At 67.3% G+C, this 16,602-nt stretch carries 16 protein-coding genes; 2 read left to right on the forward strand and 14 right to left on the reverse strand.

Annotated elements, in window-relative coordinates:
- The 14 genes from thpR to PKH97_RS05365 all read right to left on the reverse strand — a co-directional run.
- On the reverse strand, positions 1-304 hold a 304-nt coding region (gene thpR, locus PKH97_RS05300), incomplete at its 3' end, for an RNA 2',3'-cyclic phosphodiesterase (protein WP_324386363.1).
- A gap of 26 nt (positions 305-330) precedes the next feature.
- On the reverse strand, positions 331-1,770 hold the full coding sequence (locus PKH97_RS05305) for a wax ester/triacylglycerol synthase domain-containing protein (RefSeq protein WP_324386378.1): 1,440 nt from the start codon (positions 1,768-1,770) through the stop codon (positions 331-333).
- 2 nt (positions 1,771-1,772) lie between these two features.
- The gene (locus tag PKH97_RS05310; protein ID WP_324386364.1) at positions 1,773-2,789 is read right to left on the reverse strand and encodes an NAD(P)H-dependent glycerol-3-phosphate dehydrogenase; all 1,017 of its coding nucleotides are present in this window, start codon (positions 2,787-2,789) and stop codon (positions 1,773-1,775) included.
- Positions 2,786-4,231: an HAD-IB family hydrolase gene (locus tag PKH97_RS05315; RefSeq protein WP_324386365.1), complete on the reverse strand. Its 1,446-nt coding sequence runs from the start codon at positions 4,229-4,231 to the stop codon at positions 2,786-2,788. Before PKH97_RS05315 ends, PKH97_RS05310 begins: the two co-directional genes overlap by 4 nt.
- A gap of 109 nt (positions 4,232-4,340) precedes the next feature.
- Entirely contained in the window at positions 4,341-4,787 is a 447-nt protein-coding gene (gene rplI, locus PKH97_RS05320; RefSeq protein WP_324386366.1) for a 50S ribosomal protein L9, read from the reverse strand.
- A gap of 26 nt (positions 4,788-4,813) precedes the next feature.
- On the reverse strand, positions 4,814-5,050 hold the full coding sequence (gene rpsR / locus PKH97_RS05325) for a 30S ribosomal protein S18 (RefSeq protein WP_324386367.1): 237 nt from the start codon (positions 5,048-5,050) through the stop codon (positions 4,814-4,816).
- 201 nt (positions 5,051-5,251) lie between these two features.
- Positions 5,252-5,872, reverse strand: coding sequence for a single-stranded DNA-binding protein (locus PKH97_RS05330; RefSeq protein ID WP_324386368.1), 621 nt, complete (start codon positions 5,870-5,872; stop codon positions 5,252-5,254).
- A 19-nt stretch (positions 5,873-5,891) separates the two neighbouring features.
- Positions 5,892-6,179, reverse strand: a complete 288-nt coding sequence (gene rpsF / locus PKH97_RS05335; protein ID WP_324386369.1) for a 30S ribosomal protein S6 — start codon at positions 6,177-6,179, stop codon at positions 5,892-5,894.
- Between the two features lie 146 nt (positions 6,180-6,325).
- On the reverse strand, positions 6,326-7,642 hold the full coding sequence (locus tag PKH97_RS05340; RefSeq protein WP_324386370.1) for a hypothetical protein: 1,317 nt from the start codon (positions 7,640-7,642) through the stop codon (positions 6,326-6,328).
- Positions 7,642-9,900, reverse strand: coding sequence for a transglycosylase domain-containing protein (locus PKH97_RS05345; protein WP_324386371.1), 2,259 nt, complete (start codon positions 9,898-9,900; stop codon positions 7,642-7,644). The genes PKH97_RS05340 and PKH97_RS05345 overlap by 1 nt, the downstream gene beginning before the upstream one ends.
- A 97-nt stretch (positions 9,901-9,997) precedes the next feature.
- Positions 9,998-11,053 carry a hypothetical protein gene (locus PKH97_RS05350; RefSeq protein WP_324386372.1) on the reverse strand — a complete coding sequence of 352 codons (1,056 nt, stop codon included), beginning with the start codon at positions 11,051-11,053 and terminating at the stop codon, positions 9,998-10,000.
- The gene (locus tag PKH97_RS05355) at positions 11,050-11,586 is read right to left on the reverse strand and encodes a SigE family RNA polymerase sigma factor (protein ID WP_324386373.1); all 537 of its coding nucleotides are present in this window, start codon (positions 11,584-11,586) and stop codon (positions 11,050-11,052) included. Before PKH97_RS05355 ends, PKH97_RS05350 begins: the two co-directional genes overlap by 4 nt.
- A 681-nt stretch (positions 11,587-12,267) precedes the next feature.
- On the reverse strand, positions 12,268-13,464 hold the full coding sequence (locus tag PKH97_RS05360) for a putative glycoside hydrolase (protein ID WP_324386374.1): 1,197 nt from the start codon (positions 13,462-13,464) through the stop codon (positions 12,268-12,270).
- A gap of 292 nt (positions 13,465-13,756) precedes the next feature.
- Positions 13,757-14,104, reverse strand: a complete 348-nt coding sequence (locus PKH97_RS05365) for an Lsr2 family protein (protein ID WP_324386375.1) — start codon at positions 14,102-14,104, stop codon at positions 13,757-13,759.
- A gap of 551 nt (positions 14,105-14,655) precedes the next feature.
- Here PKH97_RS05365 and PKH97_RS05370 point away from each other — a divergent pair.
- Both PKH97_RS05370 and PKH97_RS05375 read left to right on the forward strand, forming a co-directional pair.
- On the forward strand, positions 14,656-15,351 hold the full coding sequence (locus tag PKH97_RS05370; RefSeq protein WP_324386376.1) for an HAD family hydrolase: 696 nt from the start codon (positions 14,656-14,658) through the stop codon (positions 15,349-15,351).
- On the forward strand, positions 15,348-16,241 hold the full coding sequence (locus tag PKH97_RS05375) for a hypothetical protein (RefSeq protein ID WP_324386377.1): 894 nt from the start codon (positions 15,348-15,350) through the stop codon (positions 16,239-16,241). The genes PKH97_RS05370 and PKH97_RS05375 overlap by 4 nt, the downstream gene beginning before the upstream one ends.
- Positions 16,242-16,602: the final 361 nt, after the last annotated feature.

Raw genomic sequence — 16,602 nt, forward strand, 5'->3', positions numbered from 1 at the left:
CCAGCCGACCCTCGGCGCCGGCGACGCCGGCGAAGAGGACCCGCGCGGCATACGGGTTGGGGAAGGCGCCGCCCTCGGCCAGGCGGACGGCAAGTGCCGGCACGCAGGCCAGCCGGTCACCGAGGGCGTCGATCAGCCGGTCCACGCTGGCCGTGCTCACCTCGGGGAGGAAGGCGAGCGTCAGGTGCAGCTGCTCGGGATCGGTCCAGCGCAGGTCGGTGCCCGCCTCGCGGCGCGGTTCCAAGAACTCCTCCAGATCCTCGATCACCTCCGCAGGCGGGATGACGGCCACGAACATGCGCATCCGCCGACCGTACCCGGACGCCGGCCTCAGCCGCCGAGGGCGAGGACTTCCTCGAACCCGTCGCCCATGCACTCAACCAACCGGTCGGTGTCGTGGATGACCGAGCCGTCCATATTGAAGCCGACGCCGCACGTGCCGCCGTGGGTGACCATCGCGGCCATGACGGCGACGCCGGGGAGGGGGCCGAAGGGGAAAACCCGCTCGACCTTGGCCCCGGCCATATAGGTCTGATAGGGCAAGCCGGGCACATTCGAGGCCGACATATCGGCTGACGCCGACACCTTGGCGGCGGCTGCCCCGACCCCCGAGGGCAGCAGATTGGCGATCGGCGCGAGGAAGGAGAAGGAGTCCAGGGCCGGCTCGACCCGCAAGGAGAGCACGAGCCCGCGCAGCACGGCGATCCGCTCGGCGGGGTCGGTGATGCCCATCGGCCCCGCGAACATCGCGCCCGCCCACTTGTTGCCGCCCATCGGGTCGTCGTCGCGGCGCAGGCTGACCGGCATCACCATGGGCAGCGACCGCAGGGAGAGGCCGTGCTGCTCGTGGTAGATCCGCATCCCGCCCAGGAGCGCGGCGATATAGGCGTCGTTGACCGAGCCGGAGGCCGCCCTGGCCGCGGCCTTGAGGTCGGCCAACTCGCATTCGAGCACCCCGAAGCGCCAGGCCGCACCCGTGCGGCCCTCGAAGAGCGGGGACCCCTTGGCTGCTGGGATGGCCGTGCGCCGCGCGGACGCGACAAAACGCAGGGCGGAGTCGGTGGTGCCGCGCGGATTCGTGAGCGCCTGGACCCCGGCAGACACCAGCTTCGACGCCGCCGACGGCATGGCCCGCACTTGATGGTTGATGGTGTCGATCGCCAGGTCGTTGGCACTCGGGTCGGCGCCCTCGGCCGAGCGCGCAACCGGCTTGTCGGGCGTGTGCTCGCGGGTGCGGCTCTGCAAGAGGGACAACAGCTGCACGCTACCGAGGCCATCGGTCAGGGAGTGGTGCAGCTTGAGCAGATAGGCCGCCTTGCCATCGGGCAGGCCTTCGATCAAGGTCCCCTCCCACAGCGGCCGGCTCCGGTCGAAGGGCACCATCGCGGCACTCTGCGCGAAGGCGAGCAACTGCGGCATACCGCCTGGGGCGGGCACCCGCACCCGGCGCAGGTGGTAGTCGAGGTCGAAGTTGTCGTCGCTCACCCACCCGGGTGCCCCGATCGGCAGGGCCGACTCCTGGACCCGCTGCCGCATCCGCGGGATCAGCCGGCCTGCCCATTCGTGCGCGGCCCGGAACCGCGCCCAGTCCGGGGCCGTGTCGAGCATGAGCAGCGCCGCTGTCGTCGACGAATGCGCGGGGTGGCGCTCACTGCGCCACATCAGCGTCTCGAGGTCGTTCATCCGACGCGCCGCGCCCCACTCGCTCGCGTGCGCCCACGCCTCCGCGTTCGCCCGCGACGGGTCGTATGCCGTTCGCTCGCCCGCCATGGTCACCACCCCTCTCCGTGGACTTCGTGCCCGGGTGCCTCGCGCAGCAATCCTCGGTAGGTCGACTCGACCGATTTGCCGTGGTTGATGACGGCGTCGACCTCGTCGAAGATCGGGGTGTCCACGCCGTGTGCGCGCGCCAAGGACACGACGACGCCCGCGCTCTTGACGCCCTCCGCCACTTGATTCATCCCGGCGATGATGTCGTCCAGGGTCTTGCCGCGGCCGAGCTCGTAGCCGACCGTGCGATTGCGCGAGAGCGGGCTGGTGCAGGTGGCGATCAGGTCACCCATGCCGGCCAGGCCGGTGAAGGTCTCGGGCCGCCCGCCCATCGCGACGCCCAACCGGGTCAGCTCGTGCAGGGCCCGGGTGATGACCATGGCGCGGGTGTTGTCGCCCGCACCGAGACCGTCGCCAAAGCCGACCGCGATCGCCAACGGGTTCTTCAGCGCGCCCGCGATCTCGACGCCGAGGACGTCCTCGCTGGTGTAGACCCGATACCACGGCACATGGAAGAGCCCCTGCAGCATCGTGGCCGTCGTCAGGTCGGGCATCGCGATGGTGGCCGCCGCGGCATACCCGGCGACGACCTCCTTGGCGATATTGGGCCCGGACAGCACCCCAGCCGGATGGCCGGGGAGCACCTCGTTGATGATCTCGGTCATCCGCTTCGAGGTCCCCTGCTCTAGGCCTTTGACCAGCGAGACGACCGGGATCCACGGGCGCACATGCTCGCCCACCGACTCCAACACTCCGCGCAGGTGCTGCGAGGGGACGGCGGCGACAATGACGTCGGCAGCCGCAACGGCCTGATCGAGGTCAGCGGTCGCCCGCAGCGAGCGGGTGAGCGTCATGCCGGGCAGATAGCGCGGGTTCTCGTGCTTGGTGTTGATGGCCTCGGCGATGTCGGGGTCGCGCAGCCACTGCAGGACTTCGGTGTTGCGGGCCGCGATCGACGCGACCGCGGTGCCCCACGACCCCCCGCCGAGGACGGTGACCTTGGGCTTGCGCGCGCTCATGCATTCTCCTTGGTGGGCCAGTTGTCCAGGGTGTCGACAAAGAGTTGACGCACCTCGGCGATGTGCTGATCGAGCGTGTCCTTGGTCCACGTGTCGGTCGGAATGGGTTCCAGGACAACGACATCCACGGTGCCGGGGTTGATGACCAGGGAGCGGCGCCACATCAGGTCGCCGGTGTTGCGGAAGACGATCGGCACGATCGGCACCCCCGCCTCCATGGCCATGTGGAAGGCGCCCTTCTTGAAGCGCCCGAGCCGCTGGGTCGACGAGCGGGTGCCCTCGGGGAAAATCAACAGCGATGTGCCCGAGCGGATTCGCTCGGTGACTTGCGCCAGGGTCGCGACCGCCTTGGCGTTGTCGCCGCGATCGATGAAGGCCGGGTTGAGGATGAGATTCATCAGGAACATCCGCGGGTCGCGCTTGGCCTCGGCCTTGGCGACCGCGGTGAAGTCCCTCTCCAACAGGGCGCCGGCGACAAGCGGGTCGAGCGAGCTCTGGTGGTTGCCGATGAAGACGGCCGGTCGGGCCGCAAGGAGATTCTCTTCGCCCTGGATGTTGAGCTCGACGCCGGCCAGCCCGAAGCCGAGCTTTGACGCTAGCGCGACGCCCGCGTTCATGCCCTCCTGCCGGCTGCGCCGAAGGACGCCGACGGCTGCACCGACGCCGAGGCCGAGGTTGATGCCGCCCATCGCGGCGAGTGTGCCGGCATACGACCGCAGGCCCGCGGAGGCGGGGTCGCGCAGCACCACGACGGGCCAATGGGCGAGCTCGGCAGCCTTGCGGAGCACCGGATGCGGGTTGAGCGGATGGGGACGCCCGACGGTGGCGAGGAAGGCGATGTCCTCTTGCCCGTTGCCATAGGCAAAGCTCGATGCGAGGTCGACCTTGTGCTTCTTGGCGAAGGCGCGCACCCCGCCGGCCTTGTTCTCGCCCCACAGCATGCCCGTCGTGGTCTTGCCGGTGAGGACGCCGTCCTCGTCCTCGAGTTCGGTGCAAATGACGTGCGGGATGCCGAGGTCGTTGGCGACCGGCTCGATCTGCATCCGCGTGGCGGACGAGGCAACGGCAATGGTGTGGCCCTTGCGCAGGTGGGCCCGGACGATGTCGCGTGCTTCCGGGCGGATGGTGCCGGCGATCTTGGTGGTGAAGACCCGCTGCCCGAACTCGGCGACCTCATCGACCGTGCGGCCCTTGAGACCGGCGAAGCTGACCTCGCCCATGATCTGCGGGTCACCCCCGAGCACGCTGCCGTCGACCGCGGCGACGAGGGTCTTGGCGAACTCCAGGGGACCGACGTCGCCGCGGCGGAGGCGATCGGCATACAAGGTGGTGGCGGTGTAGCCCTGGACGATCGTGCCGTCGAGGTCGAAGAACGCCCCGACGCCGGGGCCGTCGGGCGATGCCTCGATCTCGGCGATCAGCTCGGCCGCGGTGATATCCATGGGCAGTCCTCGTCGTAGGGGATGCGTCGGAGAGTAGCGCGACGCCCCGACAACGGTGTAGCCGCTGTCGGGGCGCCTCGCGTGCACGGCATACGTGCCGTATGCCGGGTCAGCCGGCGACGACGTCCAAGGTCAGGTTGGCGAGGACATCGGCGTGCAGGCGGACGGTCGCCTTGTGCGTGCCGGTCGCCTTGATGGGGGTGGGGACCTCCACCTTGCGTCGGTCGAGGTCCGGACCGCCCGCGGCCTTGACGGCCGCGACGATGTCACCGGTGGAGACGGCGCCGAAGAGGCGGCCCTCCTTGCCGGCGTGGGCCTTGACGGTGACCGTCTTGGCCTCGAGGTTGCCCTTGATGGACTGGGCTTCTTCGAGGGACTTCACGGCGCGGGTCTCGCGGTTCTTGGCGATCGCGTCGATCTGCTTCTGCGCGCCCACGCTCCACGCGGTGGCCAGGCCACGACGGAAGAGGAAGTTGCGGGCATACCCGGGCTTGACGTCGACGACATTGCCGGCGCCGCCGAGGCCGGTGACCTCGTGGGTGAGGATGACCTTCATCTGGGGTTTCTCCTTCGATCCGGGCGTCAGCGCGAGGAGCTGCTGTAGGGCAGCAGCGCCATCTCGCGGGCATTCTTGACAGCGTTGGCGATCAGGCGCTGCTCCTGGACCGAGACACCGGTCACGCGGCGGGCGCGGATCTTGCCGCGGTCGGAGATGAACTTGCGCAGCAGCGCGGCGTCCTTGTAGTCGATGTTCTCGATCTTCGCGGACTTCAGGGGGTTGGCCTTCTTCTTGGGCCGACGCACAACGGGCTTTGCCATCGTGGTGCTCTCCTTCTTAGGTGAAGAGCCCGAGCGGTTGACTCGGGATGGGTGACTTACACGTGGGTGAGCGGTGAGCGCGCAGCGGCGAGGTGACCACGACGCGAACCGACTCGCGGTTTCTCGACGATCGGCGAGCGGGAACTGCGACGCGAAGCGGGCAGATCCCACGAGCCGATGAGGCGAGAAATCAAAACAACATCAAAATGGGGGTTCGTCGTAGGACGGGGCGTTGCCCCAGCCGCCGGAGTTGCCCCCGGAATTGCCGCCACCGGAGTTGCCGGAGTTGCCACCGGAAGGCGAGCCCCAGCTACCGGAGTTGCCTCCCGCGCTCTGGCCGCCGGAGTTGCTACCCCAGCCGCCGCCGGAGCTGCCGCCCTGGCCACCGGTGTTGCCACCGCCGGCCCAGGGGTCCTCCTGCTGGCCGCCGCCACCGCCGAAGTTGCCGCCACCACTGCGCTGGGTGCGGTTGACCTTGGTCGTCGCGTAGCGCAGCGAGGGGCCGACTTCGTCGACGTCCATCTCGATGACGGTGCGCTTCTCGCCTTCCTTGGTCTCGTAGGACCGCGACTTCAGACGACCGGAGACGATGACGCGGGTGCCCCGGTGCAGGGATTCCGCGACATTCTCGGCCACCTCGCGCCAGACCGAGCAGCGCATGAACAGGGTCTCCCCGTCCTTCCACTCGTTGCTCTGGCGATCGAAGGTGCGCGGCGTGGACGCGACGGTGAAGTTCGCGACGGCCGCGCCCGAGGGCGTGAAACGCAACTCCGGGTCACCGGTCAGGTTGCCGATGACGGTGATGGTGGTCTCGCCTGCCATGTGGGTGTCCTAACGAGGATCAGGCGTCGGCGCGCAGCAGCTTGGTGCGCATGATCAACTCGGACAGCCCGAGCTGACGGTCCAGCTCCTTGGCGGTCGCGGGCTCGGAGGTGAAGTTGGCGACGACATAGCTGCCCTCGTCCTTCTTCTTGATCGGGTAGGCCAAGCGACGACGTCCCCAGACGTCGACCTTGTCGACGGTGCCACCGTCGTTCTTGACCACCTGTAGGAATTTGTCGATGGTGGTGCCGACCTGGCGGTCGTCGACCTCGGGGTCGACGATGACCATCAGTTCGTATTGACGCATGCGGAGAATCCGCCTCCTCTGGTCTGAGAGCGGTCACGGTCGGTCCGTGACAGGAGGGTCGTATGCCGCGCACTCGCGCGGGCAACCTGCCAAGGGTAACGGAGGGATCGGCATAGGTCCCAATCGCGCGACGCCGGGCGGGTGGGTCAGGGGCTGACGAGCTCCGCGTCGGCCGTTTCCGCGCTGCGCGCTGGGACGTCACGGGCGTGGTGACGGGAGGGGTAGTGCGAGGCGTCCCAGACGCGGGTCACCAGCCAGGTGATGCCGGCGATCCGGATCAGGAGGAAGGCGGCATACCAGGGGCCGGGGAGGGCGCGGTCGGCATGGGTCAGGGCGCCGACATAGAGCCAGATGGCGACGAAGTGCAGGGCTTCGGCCCCGGCCCAGATCAGCGAGTCACGCCAGCGGATGCCGGACACAGCAGCCAGCACCACGAGCACGAGGGAAGCCTGGACCGGCATCGCCTTGCCGACCATCAGGCCCATCGCGGTGACGACGAGGGCGGTTTGCGCCCAGGTCGGCGGGCGATAGGCGTCGCGGACGAAGACCCAGCCCACGAAGCCCGCGATGCCCCAGCCGGCCAGTGCCAGCAGCGTCACGCCCCAGGCGGGCAGGGTGTAGGTCGCGATAGCCGGGATCAACCAGGGCGAGCCATAGCCCGCCCCGCCGCTCCACCAGCTCAGATAGGACGCGGCGAGCGCATCCGGGGCGACGATGGCGAAGGCTGCGCAGACGACCAGCATGGTCGTGGCCGCGGCCAGCAGGGCGCGGTAGGCGCGCGCGAGATCGTCCGAACGCCAGGCGGCCAGATAGAGCGCGATCGCCACGAAGAGCACATAGCCGCGGGTCAGCGCCCCGAGCCCGAGCAGGATGCCGGTGAGGGTGAGCTTGTCGCGGCGCCAGGCCAGCAGGGCGCCAGCGACGAGCGCCACGGCGAGCGCATCGGTGGACAGCACGGCGGCCAGCACGATGACCGGCGACAGCGCCGTCTGGGCCGCCGCCTGCAGGTCGTCCGGGGCGAGCTGGATCACGCACCAGACGGTCGCGGCCAGAAGCAGCGTGATCAGGGCGACCCAGTAGAAGAAGTAGAAGCGCGACTGCTCTAGCGCGCTCCCGCCCGGCACGAGCCCCCCGAGCAGGCTCATGACCGAGCCGGACAGCACCGGCTCGGTCAGGTGCGCCTGCCCGGCCAGGTAGCCGCCGAAACCCGTGTTCAGCCCACCGATGGAGTACTGCGCCGGCAGGTCGGAGAAGCACTCCCGGAAGAACTGATCGTCCCCGCTCCAGCCGAAGCGGATGCAGTGCTCGCGCTGCAGGACCGCGAGCATCATCGGGACCGAGATGAGGGCGACCAGTCGCAGGGCGATACGCCGCCACCAGCCGTTCGGCGAGGCATACCGGCCGGGCGGCCCGCCCATGAGGGCGGTCGCGAGCGCGGGTAGGACGTCGGGGAGCATCGGCATCAGCCGGTCGATGTCGAGGTCTCGTCGGGACGCATCGGGCCCGACGAACTGCTCGGGGAGTCCGTCGTCTGTGGCGGCTGCGTGGTTGTCGGTGCCGTCGACGTGGGCGGCGCCGACGTCGTTTCCGAGGTGGGAGGCGCGGTCGTCGTCCCGGTGCCGGTGGTCGTCGCCGTGTCGGTGGCGCTGCTGGACGAACTCGTGTCGGTGGACGAGGAGGACGACGAGGACGAAGACGAGGAGGAGGACGAGGAGGGCACCGCGGTGGCGATGGTCGGTGTGCCCCCCGAAACATTGCCGGCCGGCGGCAGAGCCGCAACGGGCTGACCCTCCAGGGCGCCGCGCATGAAGTCGGTCCAGATGCCGACCGGGACGGTGCCACCGGTCAACTCGCCCACACCCGGGATGTTGTTCATCCGGTTGGCTTCGGTCAGGGAGCCGTCACCCTTGTAGATCCCGACGGCCGCGGCGAGCTGGCCCGGGGTAAAGCCGTCGAACCACGCCGAGTAGTTGTCGGTGGTCGTGCCGGTCTTGCCGGCTGCAGGACGGCCGAGCGCGCCGGCCGCAGCGCCGGTGCCGCCGGACTGGACGACCTTGCTCATCGCCTGGATCGCGTCTCGCATGACGTTCTGGTCGAAGACCTGCTTGACCGACGGCTTGGCCTTGTAGTTGAGGGCGAACTCGCCGGTGGCCTTGACGCTGGCGATCAGGTAGGGGTCGGCCTTCTTGCCCTGCGCCGCGATGGTTGCGTAGGCGTTGGCCTGGTTGATCACGCTCACGAGGTCGGTGCCGAAGACATTGGCGTAGTTGGTGCCGAGCTCCTTCTGCGGCGCGGCTGCAATGATCCCGGCCTTGAGCGCGGCCTCGCGGGTGCGCTCGGGCGTGACCTCGATATTGAGCTGGGCGTAGTAGGTGTTGGCCGACAACGCGGTGGCGGTCGCCATGTCGACGACGCCGTAGTTGTGGTTGCCGAAGTTCTGGACCTCGCCCGCGGCGGCCGCCGCGCTCGCGCCGGCCTCGCCAGACTTGAACTGCTCGAAGAATTGCGGGCTGCTGGCGTTGAAGCGGGTCGAGAGGGGCAGTCCGCGCTCAAGAGCAGCGACCAGGGTCCAGACCTTGAAGGTCGACCCGGCCTGAAGGCCCGCCTGGGTGGCGGTGTTGAAATAGCCGAGATCACCGGAGCCGTAGCGCGCGCCGCCGTACATCGCCCGGATGGCGCCGTCGCCCGGGGCGATGGCAGCCAGGCCGACGTGCAGGTCGTCGACACCCTGCGGCATACGGGCCTGGACGGCGGCAACGGCGGCATCCTGCGCACGCTTGTCGATCGTGGTCACGATGCGGTAGCCGCCCCGGTCGAGGTCGGCGTCGGTGAGCTGGAGCTTGGTGGTCAGCTCGGCGCGCACCATCTCGGAGATGAAGCCGGCCGGGCCGGTCGCGGTGCTCGACTTGGTCAGCGGTTTGGTCTCGGGGAACTTGGCGGCGGCGCGCTCGGCTGGGGTCAGCCAGCCCTGGCTGACCATGCCGTCCATCACGTAGGCCCACCGCGATTTGGCGTTGGTGAGCTGCTCGGCGCCCAGGCGCGGGTCGTAATAGGACGGGCCGCGGATGACCGAGGCGAGCAGGGCGCCCTGGGCGACGTCGAGATTCTGGACGGACTTGCCGAAGTAGGCCAAGGACGCGGTCTGGATGCCCGAGGCCCCGCGGCCGAAGTAGATGGTGTTGAGGTAGTCGGCCAGGATTTGGTCCTTGGAGACCTGCTGGTCGATCTTGATCGAGATGAGGATCTCGCGCGCCTTGCGGGTGATCGTGCGGTCTTGGGTCAAGTAGTAGTTCTTGACGTACTGCTGGGTGATCGTCGACCCGCCTTGTTGCGGGCCGCCCTTGAGGCCGACCCAGATCGAGCGGGCGATGCCCTTGGGCGAGATGCCGTTGTTCTGGTAGAAGCTGCGGTCCTCGGCCGCCAGAAATGCTTCTTGGACGTCCTTGGGCACCTTGTCGAGGCCGACGATCTGCCGGTTGACGTTGGCGAAGCGGTCCATGACCGTCTTGCCGTCGCTGTAGTAGATGGTCGAGGACTGCTGCAGCGCCTTCTCATTGGGCTTGGGGATCGGCGTCATGGCATAGGCGATCACCAGGCCGGCGGCGCCGATCAGGCCGAGCGTGAACAGCGTCCACAGCGTGCGCCGCAGCCAGCGCCGCTTGCGCTTGGGTGGCTTGGGCGCTCTCGGCGAGGCGGGCTTGGGACGAGAAGAGGCAGGCATACGGGTTCCGGGGTCGGGTGCGAAAGGCAAGCGTCAGTATGACGGAGCAGACTGACAGCCGGTTGGCCCCGACTTTTGCTCCCAGGGTGGCTCGGTCCTATGTCCGTGACAAGGTCATCAGTACTTCGCCGGCATTTCCGAGGAGGACAACGGTGTCGGGGCCCACCGCGACCGAGTCGCCACCGACCACCAGCCGCCCCTGAGTGGCCAGGGCGACCGCCTGGGCGTGGCCGAATGGCTGCTCCGCGGCCGCGTCCGATCCGGCGAGCGGCTTGCGGCAGAACCCGTCCGCAACGCCTGTTGTTCGGGTCTCGGAGAACCGTCCCGTTGCCTTGACACCGACAGTCCACTGGGACCAGAGGCACTCGGCCGGCCCGAATGCCGCCGCCAACTCCTCATTGGTCACCCCAAGGTCGACGATGGCCGCACTGCCCGGCAGCGTGCGTAGCCGGCCATCGAGCCAGGCGCTGGCTACGCGATAGCGCCCCCGCAGTTGTGACAGGCGCGGCGGCGCAAAGAGCGCCGGGCCGGCCGTCCGGGTCAGGCGAAGGTACTCCTTGTCCTGACCGTCCACCACGCGCAGGTCGCCACCTTCGCGCAGGAGCCGCATGCCGGGCCAGATCGCGCTCAGGATGCTGGGGCGGTAGCACGACTCGTCCTTGGCCGGCGGCATCCGGTCGGGCTGGGTGTAGTCGCCCGGCGAGAAGCCCCCGGTCTTCGCGTCCCAGGTGAACCAGCCACCAACGGCCACGCAACCGGCGTCGACCCGCCACCACCCTGATTCGGCCAGCGTGAGCGTGCCCTCGTCGGCGTCGGCCGCCACCCGTCGCCCGTCCATCGTGGCGATCCGCCAGGTGCCAGCCAGGGCCGCGGCGCCGTGCGAACCGGTGGTCGCGACGCCCGTCGCGAAGGAAGCCACGGTCGGCCCACCCGCGGTCGTGCGGTCGGCCGGCAACCAGCCGTTGCCGATCACCAGCGCCGAGGCGAGCCCGGCAGCCAGCCCGAGCCCCAGGGCCCCCGCGACGAACCGTCGCCCCGGGCGAGGTGTGGGGGCCGCGGCGAGGCGGGCACGGCATACGTCAAGGTCGATATCGACGTCGTCGGCGCGCTCGCGCAGCAGGGTGGTGAGCCGGGTTTCGAGGTCGTCGGTCATCGCGATTTCTCCTCGCGCAGGATGGCTAGCGCGCGGCTGGCGGTGGAGCGGACCGCGCTGGGGCGGATGCCGAGGACATCGGCGATCAGTCGATCGCTCAGGTCCTCGTAATAGCGCAGCACGAGAACTTCGCGCATGCGCGGCGGGAGCGTCGAAAGTCGTTGCCACAGAGCGTTATCACTATCGACACGCGCAGTTGGATCAGGTTGTGCGGACTCGGGTAGCGCGACCGGATCGATCGGGATCTCGGTCGCCGAACGCCGCCGCCGATTGGACGTATGCCGATTCATCAGCGCCGTCCGCGCGTAGGCATACGGGGCGGCTGCCGCGGCCATCTTGCGCCACCCCCGCTGCAGATCGACCAGGGTGTCGTGAAGCAGATCCTCGGCATCTGCGCGCGTGCCGGTCAGCAGATAGGCGAGCCGGAAGAGCGCCCGTCCATGCGCGGCGAGGAAATCCTCGATCGTGGGCGCGCGCGCCGGCGGGGCGGGGTCGATCCCCACCCGATCACTGGTCACGATCTCCATACTCATGTATGACGCGCCGGCCCCCCGGTTGTGCTGCTCCACCTTGCAGGCTCGGGCAAGCCGCCCTGGACGACCTGGCCGATCTTCCCATCGTCCTGTGGGACAAAAGGCCGCTCCTGCCGGCAATGTGGCGGTGGCGGCACAACCTCAGCGCGCTGTCGCAAAACGTACGCCGACCTGGCAGAAACACTCAGGGCGCCCTTGTTGGTGACAACCGATGGCCGGATGGCGAGCGCCCTCGCCGGCTCGGCTCTCCGGGTCCGGCACCTGGCCGTGGCCTGACCTGCCCGGCGGCACGAGCGCTCTGAAGCGGAACGTCGGCTCGGGTGATCGCGCTCGGGATGAGCCCTCGCGCACAGCGCAACGTGCGGGCTCAGGCCGGCCACGTCAACCTTGGGCCTCAGGCCGAAGGGTGGCAGGCAGGGACGGGTGGTCGATGACCACCACACCGGAGGAATCGGCATACGGCCGGCCGTTTGCCCCAGAGGTATGGACGACAAAACGTGCCGTTGCGCCCAAGTCCGCGCAAGCGCGGTGGACACCGGCGCCGACGGTGGGTGCGGTCGAGCGCTTGACCTCGATCGCGGACTGCGGGACGCCACTTCTGACCAGGACGAGGTCATGTCCCGGGCTTCCCGACTTACCGGTCGATCCGCGGGAGCGTCATACGACAGGCGCCGCAGGCCTTCAGAAGCGCAGGATCCGCGCGGTGTTGGGGGCCAGCGTGACCGAGCCGGAGACCGTGGCTCCGGTCAAGGTGGTGTAGGTCCGCGTGAGCGGGACGGTCGCGGTCACCTTGGTCGGGTTGACCAGCACCAGGGAGGTGGTGAAGTCGCGCTTGTAGACGCCACCTTCGGGGCGATACCCGCCGAGCGGGGTGCCGGGGTTGATCAGGTCGAAGGGGTGGTCCATCCAGCCGGTGTCGGCCTTGCTGCGCAGGAAGAAGAACTTCGACTTGCCGCCACTGCCGAGCAGGAAGGTCGCGAGCGTGTACTCGTGCCATGCGTCGACCTGCGCGGGCGTCGCCGTGATCCAGAGCTTGGTCATCGTCATCATGCCCTTGCCCGCGGCTTCGGAGTCGACGAGCATGTCGACGTCCTTCTTCCACTCCGCTTCATTGCGGTATGCCGTGACCGACGACTGCGCGTCCCGCACGAAGCCTTCCGCCGCCACCTGGTCGGTGGCCGGGATCAGCGGCTTGGACGGCATATCGGTGCTCCAGTAGCGCCGGCCGGTGCCGATCCCATTGCCGGTGACGCCCTCGCCGGTTGCTGCCTTGACATTGCGGGCGAGATTCGACGATGCGGCGATCCACTGGTTGGGGGTCCAGAGCGAGCCGTCCTTGTTGACCGGCTTGGCGTTGAGATAGACCGACGTCAGCGGGCCGTAGCCGAGGACGTCGAGGTAACAGTCGTCATACCCGCTGCGCGCGATCAGGTCGGCGCAGGAGGCGTTCAGGGTGGAGCTCCAGCCGGGGGAGTCGATTTGCATCAGGTAGGTGGTTGGCCACTTGATCGCGTGGATCCGGTTGCCGCCGGCGTCGTGCGCGTAGAGGTCCTCGGTCATGCCGGCGTTGCCGAAGGTCGCGTTGCGATAGACGCCGATGCGCAGGTCGGGGTTCGCGGCGCGCATCCCCGGCAGCAGGGTGGCGGAGAACTTGCCCTTCATCGCGGCGATGTAGTCGACGCGCTGAGCAAGGGCGGTGGCCGTCGCGGCGGTGTAGGCGTCGTGCTTTCCCATCCATTCCGCGGTCCAGAGCTTGAGGAAGTTGCCGGACGGGTTGAGCTGTGCCGTGGGGGCGGCCGGCTTGGGCGCCGCCTGGGCCGGGCTCATCGTCAGCGCGGCAACGCCGGTCAGGGCCAAGGTGGCGACGACTGCGGGCACGCTTCGGAGCGAGGCTGGGTGTGGCATCGGCGGGTCTCCGTGGGGGCGAAGGCGGGTCGAAGGACGGCTCGCGGCGACGGTGCCGGACATCCAGTCTTCGGGGGGTGCCACCTAGGTTGACAGCACCCGATGCATCGCTGTCAATACTTTTCGTCCCAGAAATTTCGCAGGTCAGCGCACGTTTGACCGATCTACCCCTGGTTATTGCCACGCTCGATTGGGGCGCGTGGGGCAGAAGTGACGGAAGGGACTGTTGAGTTGATTGCGGGCAGACCGCGTCGGGAAGGTCGGGTCAGGGGGACGTGCTGGCGTGGTACGCGGCCTGCACCTCGGCCGAGATCCGCCCCCGGTCCGAGACGTTGTAGCCATTGGCGCGAGCCCACCGTCGCATCGCGTCGAGCTGCGCCTTCTCGATCCGTGGTGCGACGCGGCCCGTCGCGGGCGGGGCGGTGCCACCGACCCGCTGGGCGGCGCGGACATACGGGGACAGGGCGGCATCGAAAGCCCGGGCCTCGGCGTCCGAGAGATCCAGCCGATAGTCCCGGCCGTCGACAGAGAACTCCACGGTCCGGCCGTCGCCGACGGGAATGTCCTGACCGGTGAGATCACTGACGAGGATCGTGAGGACGCGCTGAGCCATGCCGTGATCCTTCCGCATCCGGGCCGACTTGGCGATCCCTGAACCCTTCCACAGGCGATCAGCACCCTCGTAACGTGCACCAATGACGGGCAGACGCAGCATCGGGGCGGGCCTGCTGGCAGGCATCGCTGCGCTGAGCGCTGGCGGGTGCACGCCCGGTCGCCAGGGCACCGATCCGTGGACCCCCACCCGGTGCCACCTCCACAACGCCCGCCGGCCAGGCCCGGATGCCCATCGTTGTGACTCCGCGTGGAAAGGTCCGGCCGTAACCGGAGTAAGTGCGTCCCGAACAGTCGCCTTGACCGCACCTGTGATCAGGATCCTGGTCCCGATCGAACAAGTCCCGCTCCGGTCTTTGCCAACAAGATGGTCGGTGAGTGCTTCTCCATCGATCCGCTGATCAACATCCCGCTGGCGCCCGTCAAGGACCGAGATCGTCGAAGTGCAACCCTCCCAGCATGCCGTGACGATCCGCACCGGCGATGGCCTGGAAGTCCTCCGAGTCAAGTCGACGTCTCTCTGCTGAGTCTCCTAACCCCTATGCTTGACAGGTGCTACGGCTCGCGCTATTTGACCTTGACGGGACCCTCGCCGAGAACGGCGCGCCCGTGCCGGACGACGTGCGTCAGGGGCTACAGGGGTTAGTCGCACGCGGCGTGCAAGTTGGATTGTGCTCCGGGAAGCCGACATACTACCTTGCTGGACTCGTGCGGCAGTTGGGCCTTGAGGACGCCATCCTCATAGGGGAGACCGGACTCTCGATCCAGTACGGTTCGGATGTTCCCCCCGACCGCTTTCACCTTCACTCGCCGTCGCAACAGGACCGGGATCTGCTCGCCGCGCTGCGTACGGAGCTCACGGAGCACTTCGAGCGCATCTGGTTTCAGCCGAACGAGGCTTCCCTGACGGTGTTCTATTACGACACGCAGACTAAAGTCGAGCTCCGGTCCCTGCTCCGTGACCGTATCTCGCAAGCTCCTGGGCTTCGGATCTTCGAGCAACTCGATTGTTTTGATATTACACCTGGGTTCACCAAAGCCGACGGCATTCGCGTGGTTATGGCAGATTTAGGTCTCAAGGTCGACGAAATCGCATACGTCGGGGACAGCGAGAACGACGGCCCTGCCATGGAACTTATTCCGCTATCTATTAGTGTGAGTGATCGAATCTCGGCGCCGATCGAAGTTGATACGATCCAGAAAGCGATTCAAGAGATCGTATTGAGACTAAAGGCTGAAACTCTGTGAGCGGAGTCGAGGTTTATGTGCCAATTCTGCTCAACTTCGTTGACAACCAACTGGTCTACACTGATGAACAGTTGGTTGTCCTCAGGGGCCGCGTGCTTGGTGTAGAGAACGGGATTGAGGAGACCCGATTAACGGAGTCAAACGCTGGGCGCGAAAGTCTCGGACGTTTCCGGCACCGACTATCGACCCTACCTCACAAGCCAGGGCTTCAGACGATCGAGTTGTATTACTACCATCACCGGGTCATATTGCGCTATCAGTTTGACCAGGTGCCGGAGGCAGATGAACGCCAAGTGCGCTCCTTCGTCCTTGAGCACTCCGGCGAGTTCGTCCAAGACCGCGTCATAAAGGTCATTAACGAATTGGCCGTCGCAGGAAATGCCGGCGTCGTTACCATGTACTACTCCTACGTGATTGCGTTGATCGAGAATACTCCCAACTTCGAAAGCAACATCGAGAACCTCCTAGGAAGCCATACATTCCGCATCGGCGATATTAGCGACTCACTGTGGAAGGCAGGAAGAACGCATATCGTTCGAATATCGATTCCTAGCCTTAACCTCTACTACAACGAGCGTGTCGGGTATTTCCTGAGGATGAACCTGATCAACTCGGTTTATCAACACATGCTATACGCCAAGAAGGATGCCGATGCTGCGCAGCTAGCCATGCTGACCTCATTCTCTGCCTCAGCGGAAAGCCAGATGAACAGCATGCGAGAGGAGCAACTCCACAATTTCTGGAACTTCTCGGTAGACGCACTCGGTGGTCGATCAGTTGACACTGAGAACTCGAGGTTGCAGAGCAAGAGCTTCACCATCTCCGTATGGGCTATGCTGATCTCCGCAATGGCGCTCGCCCTTTCCGTCATCTCGATCCTCGTTTCCTAATTCGAATGCTATTCGTGGGCGATGTGAGGCTCGTATACACCTGAGCGCTGGCGCGTGCCGGCCTGCCCGCGGCCCTCCAGGTCGAACCTGGGCTATGGCACCTGATCGCCGGTCTCGACGCCGATCAGTATGCGGAGGCGATGAAACGCCGGCTGGTGACCCTCGCCGCCTGACCTGAGTCGTGCCGGCGGGGTGTGTCATTGAGCGGGTCTTTCCAGGGCCGCGATGACCGCGGCTGTGGCTGGAGTGAGGGGGTCTTCGGCGAGGTGTTCGTGGCCGGCGATTTGGACGCGGATTTGTTGGATGGGTCGTAGGGTTCGGACGATCTTCTTGATGCTCATCCCGGTGGCGTCTTGGAGGT

Source organism: Nostocoides sp. (assembly GCF_035343835.1).
In the GTDB taxonomy this organism is placed as follows: Bacteria; Actinomycetota; Actinomycetes; order Actinomycetales; family Dermatophilaceae; genus Nostocoides_A; species Nostocoides_A vanveenii.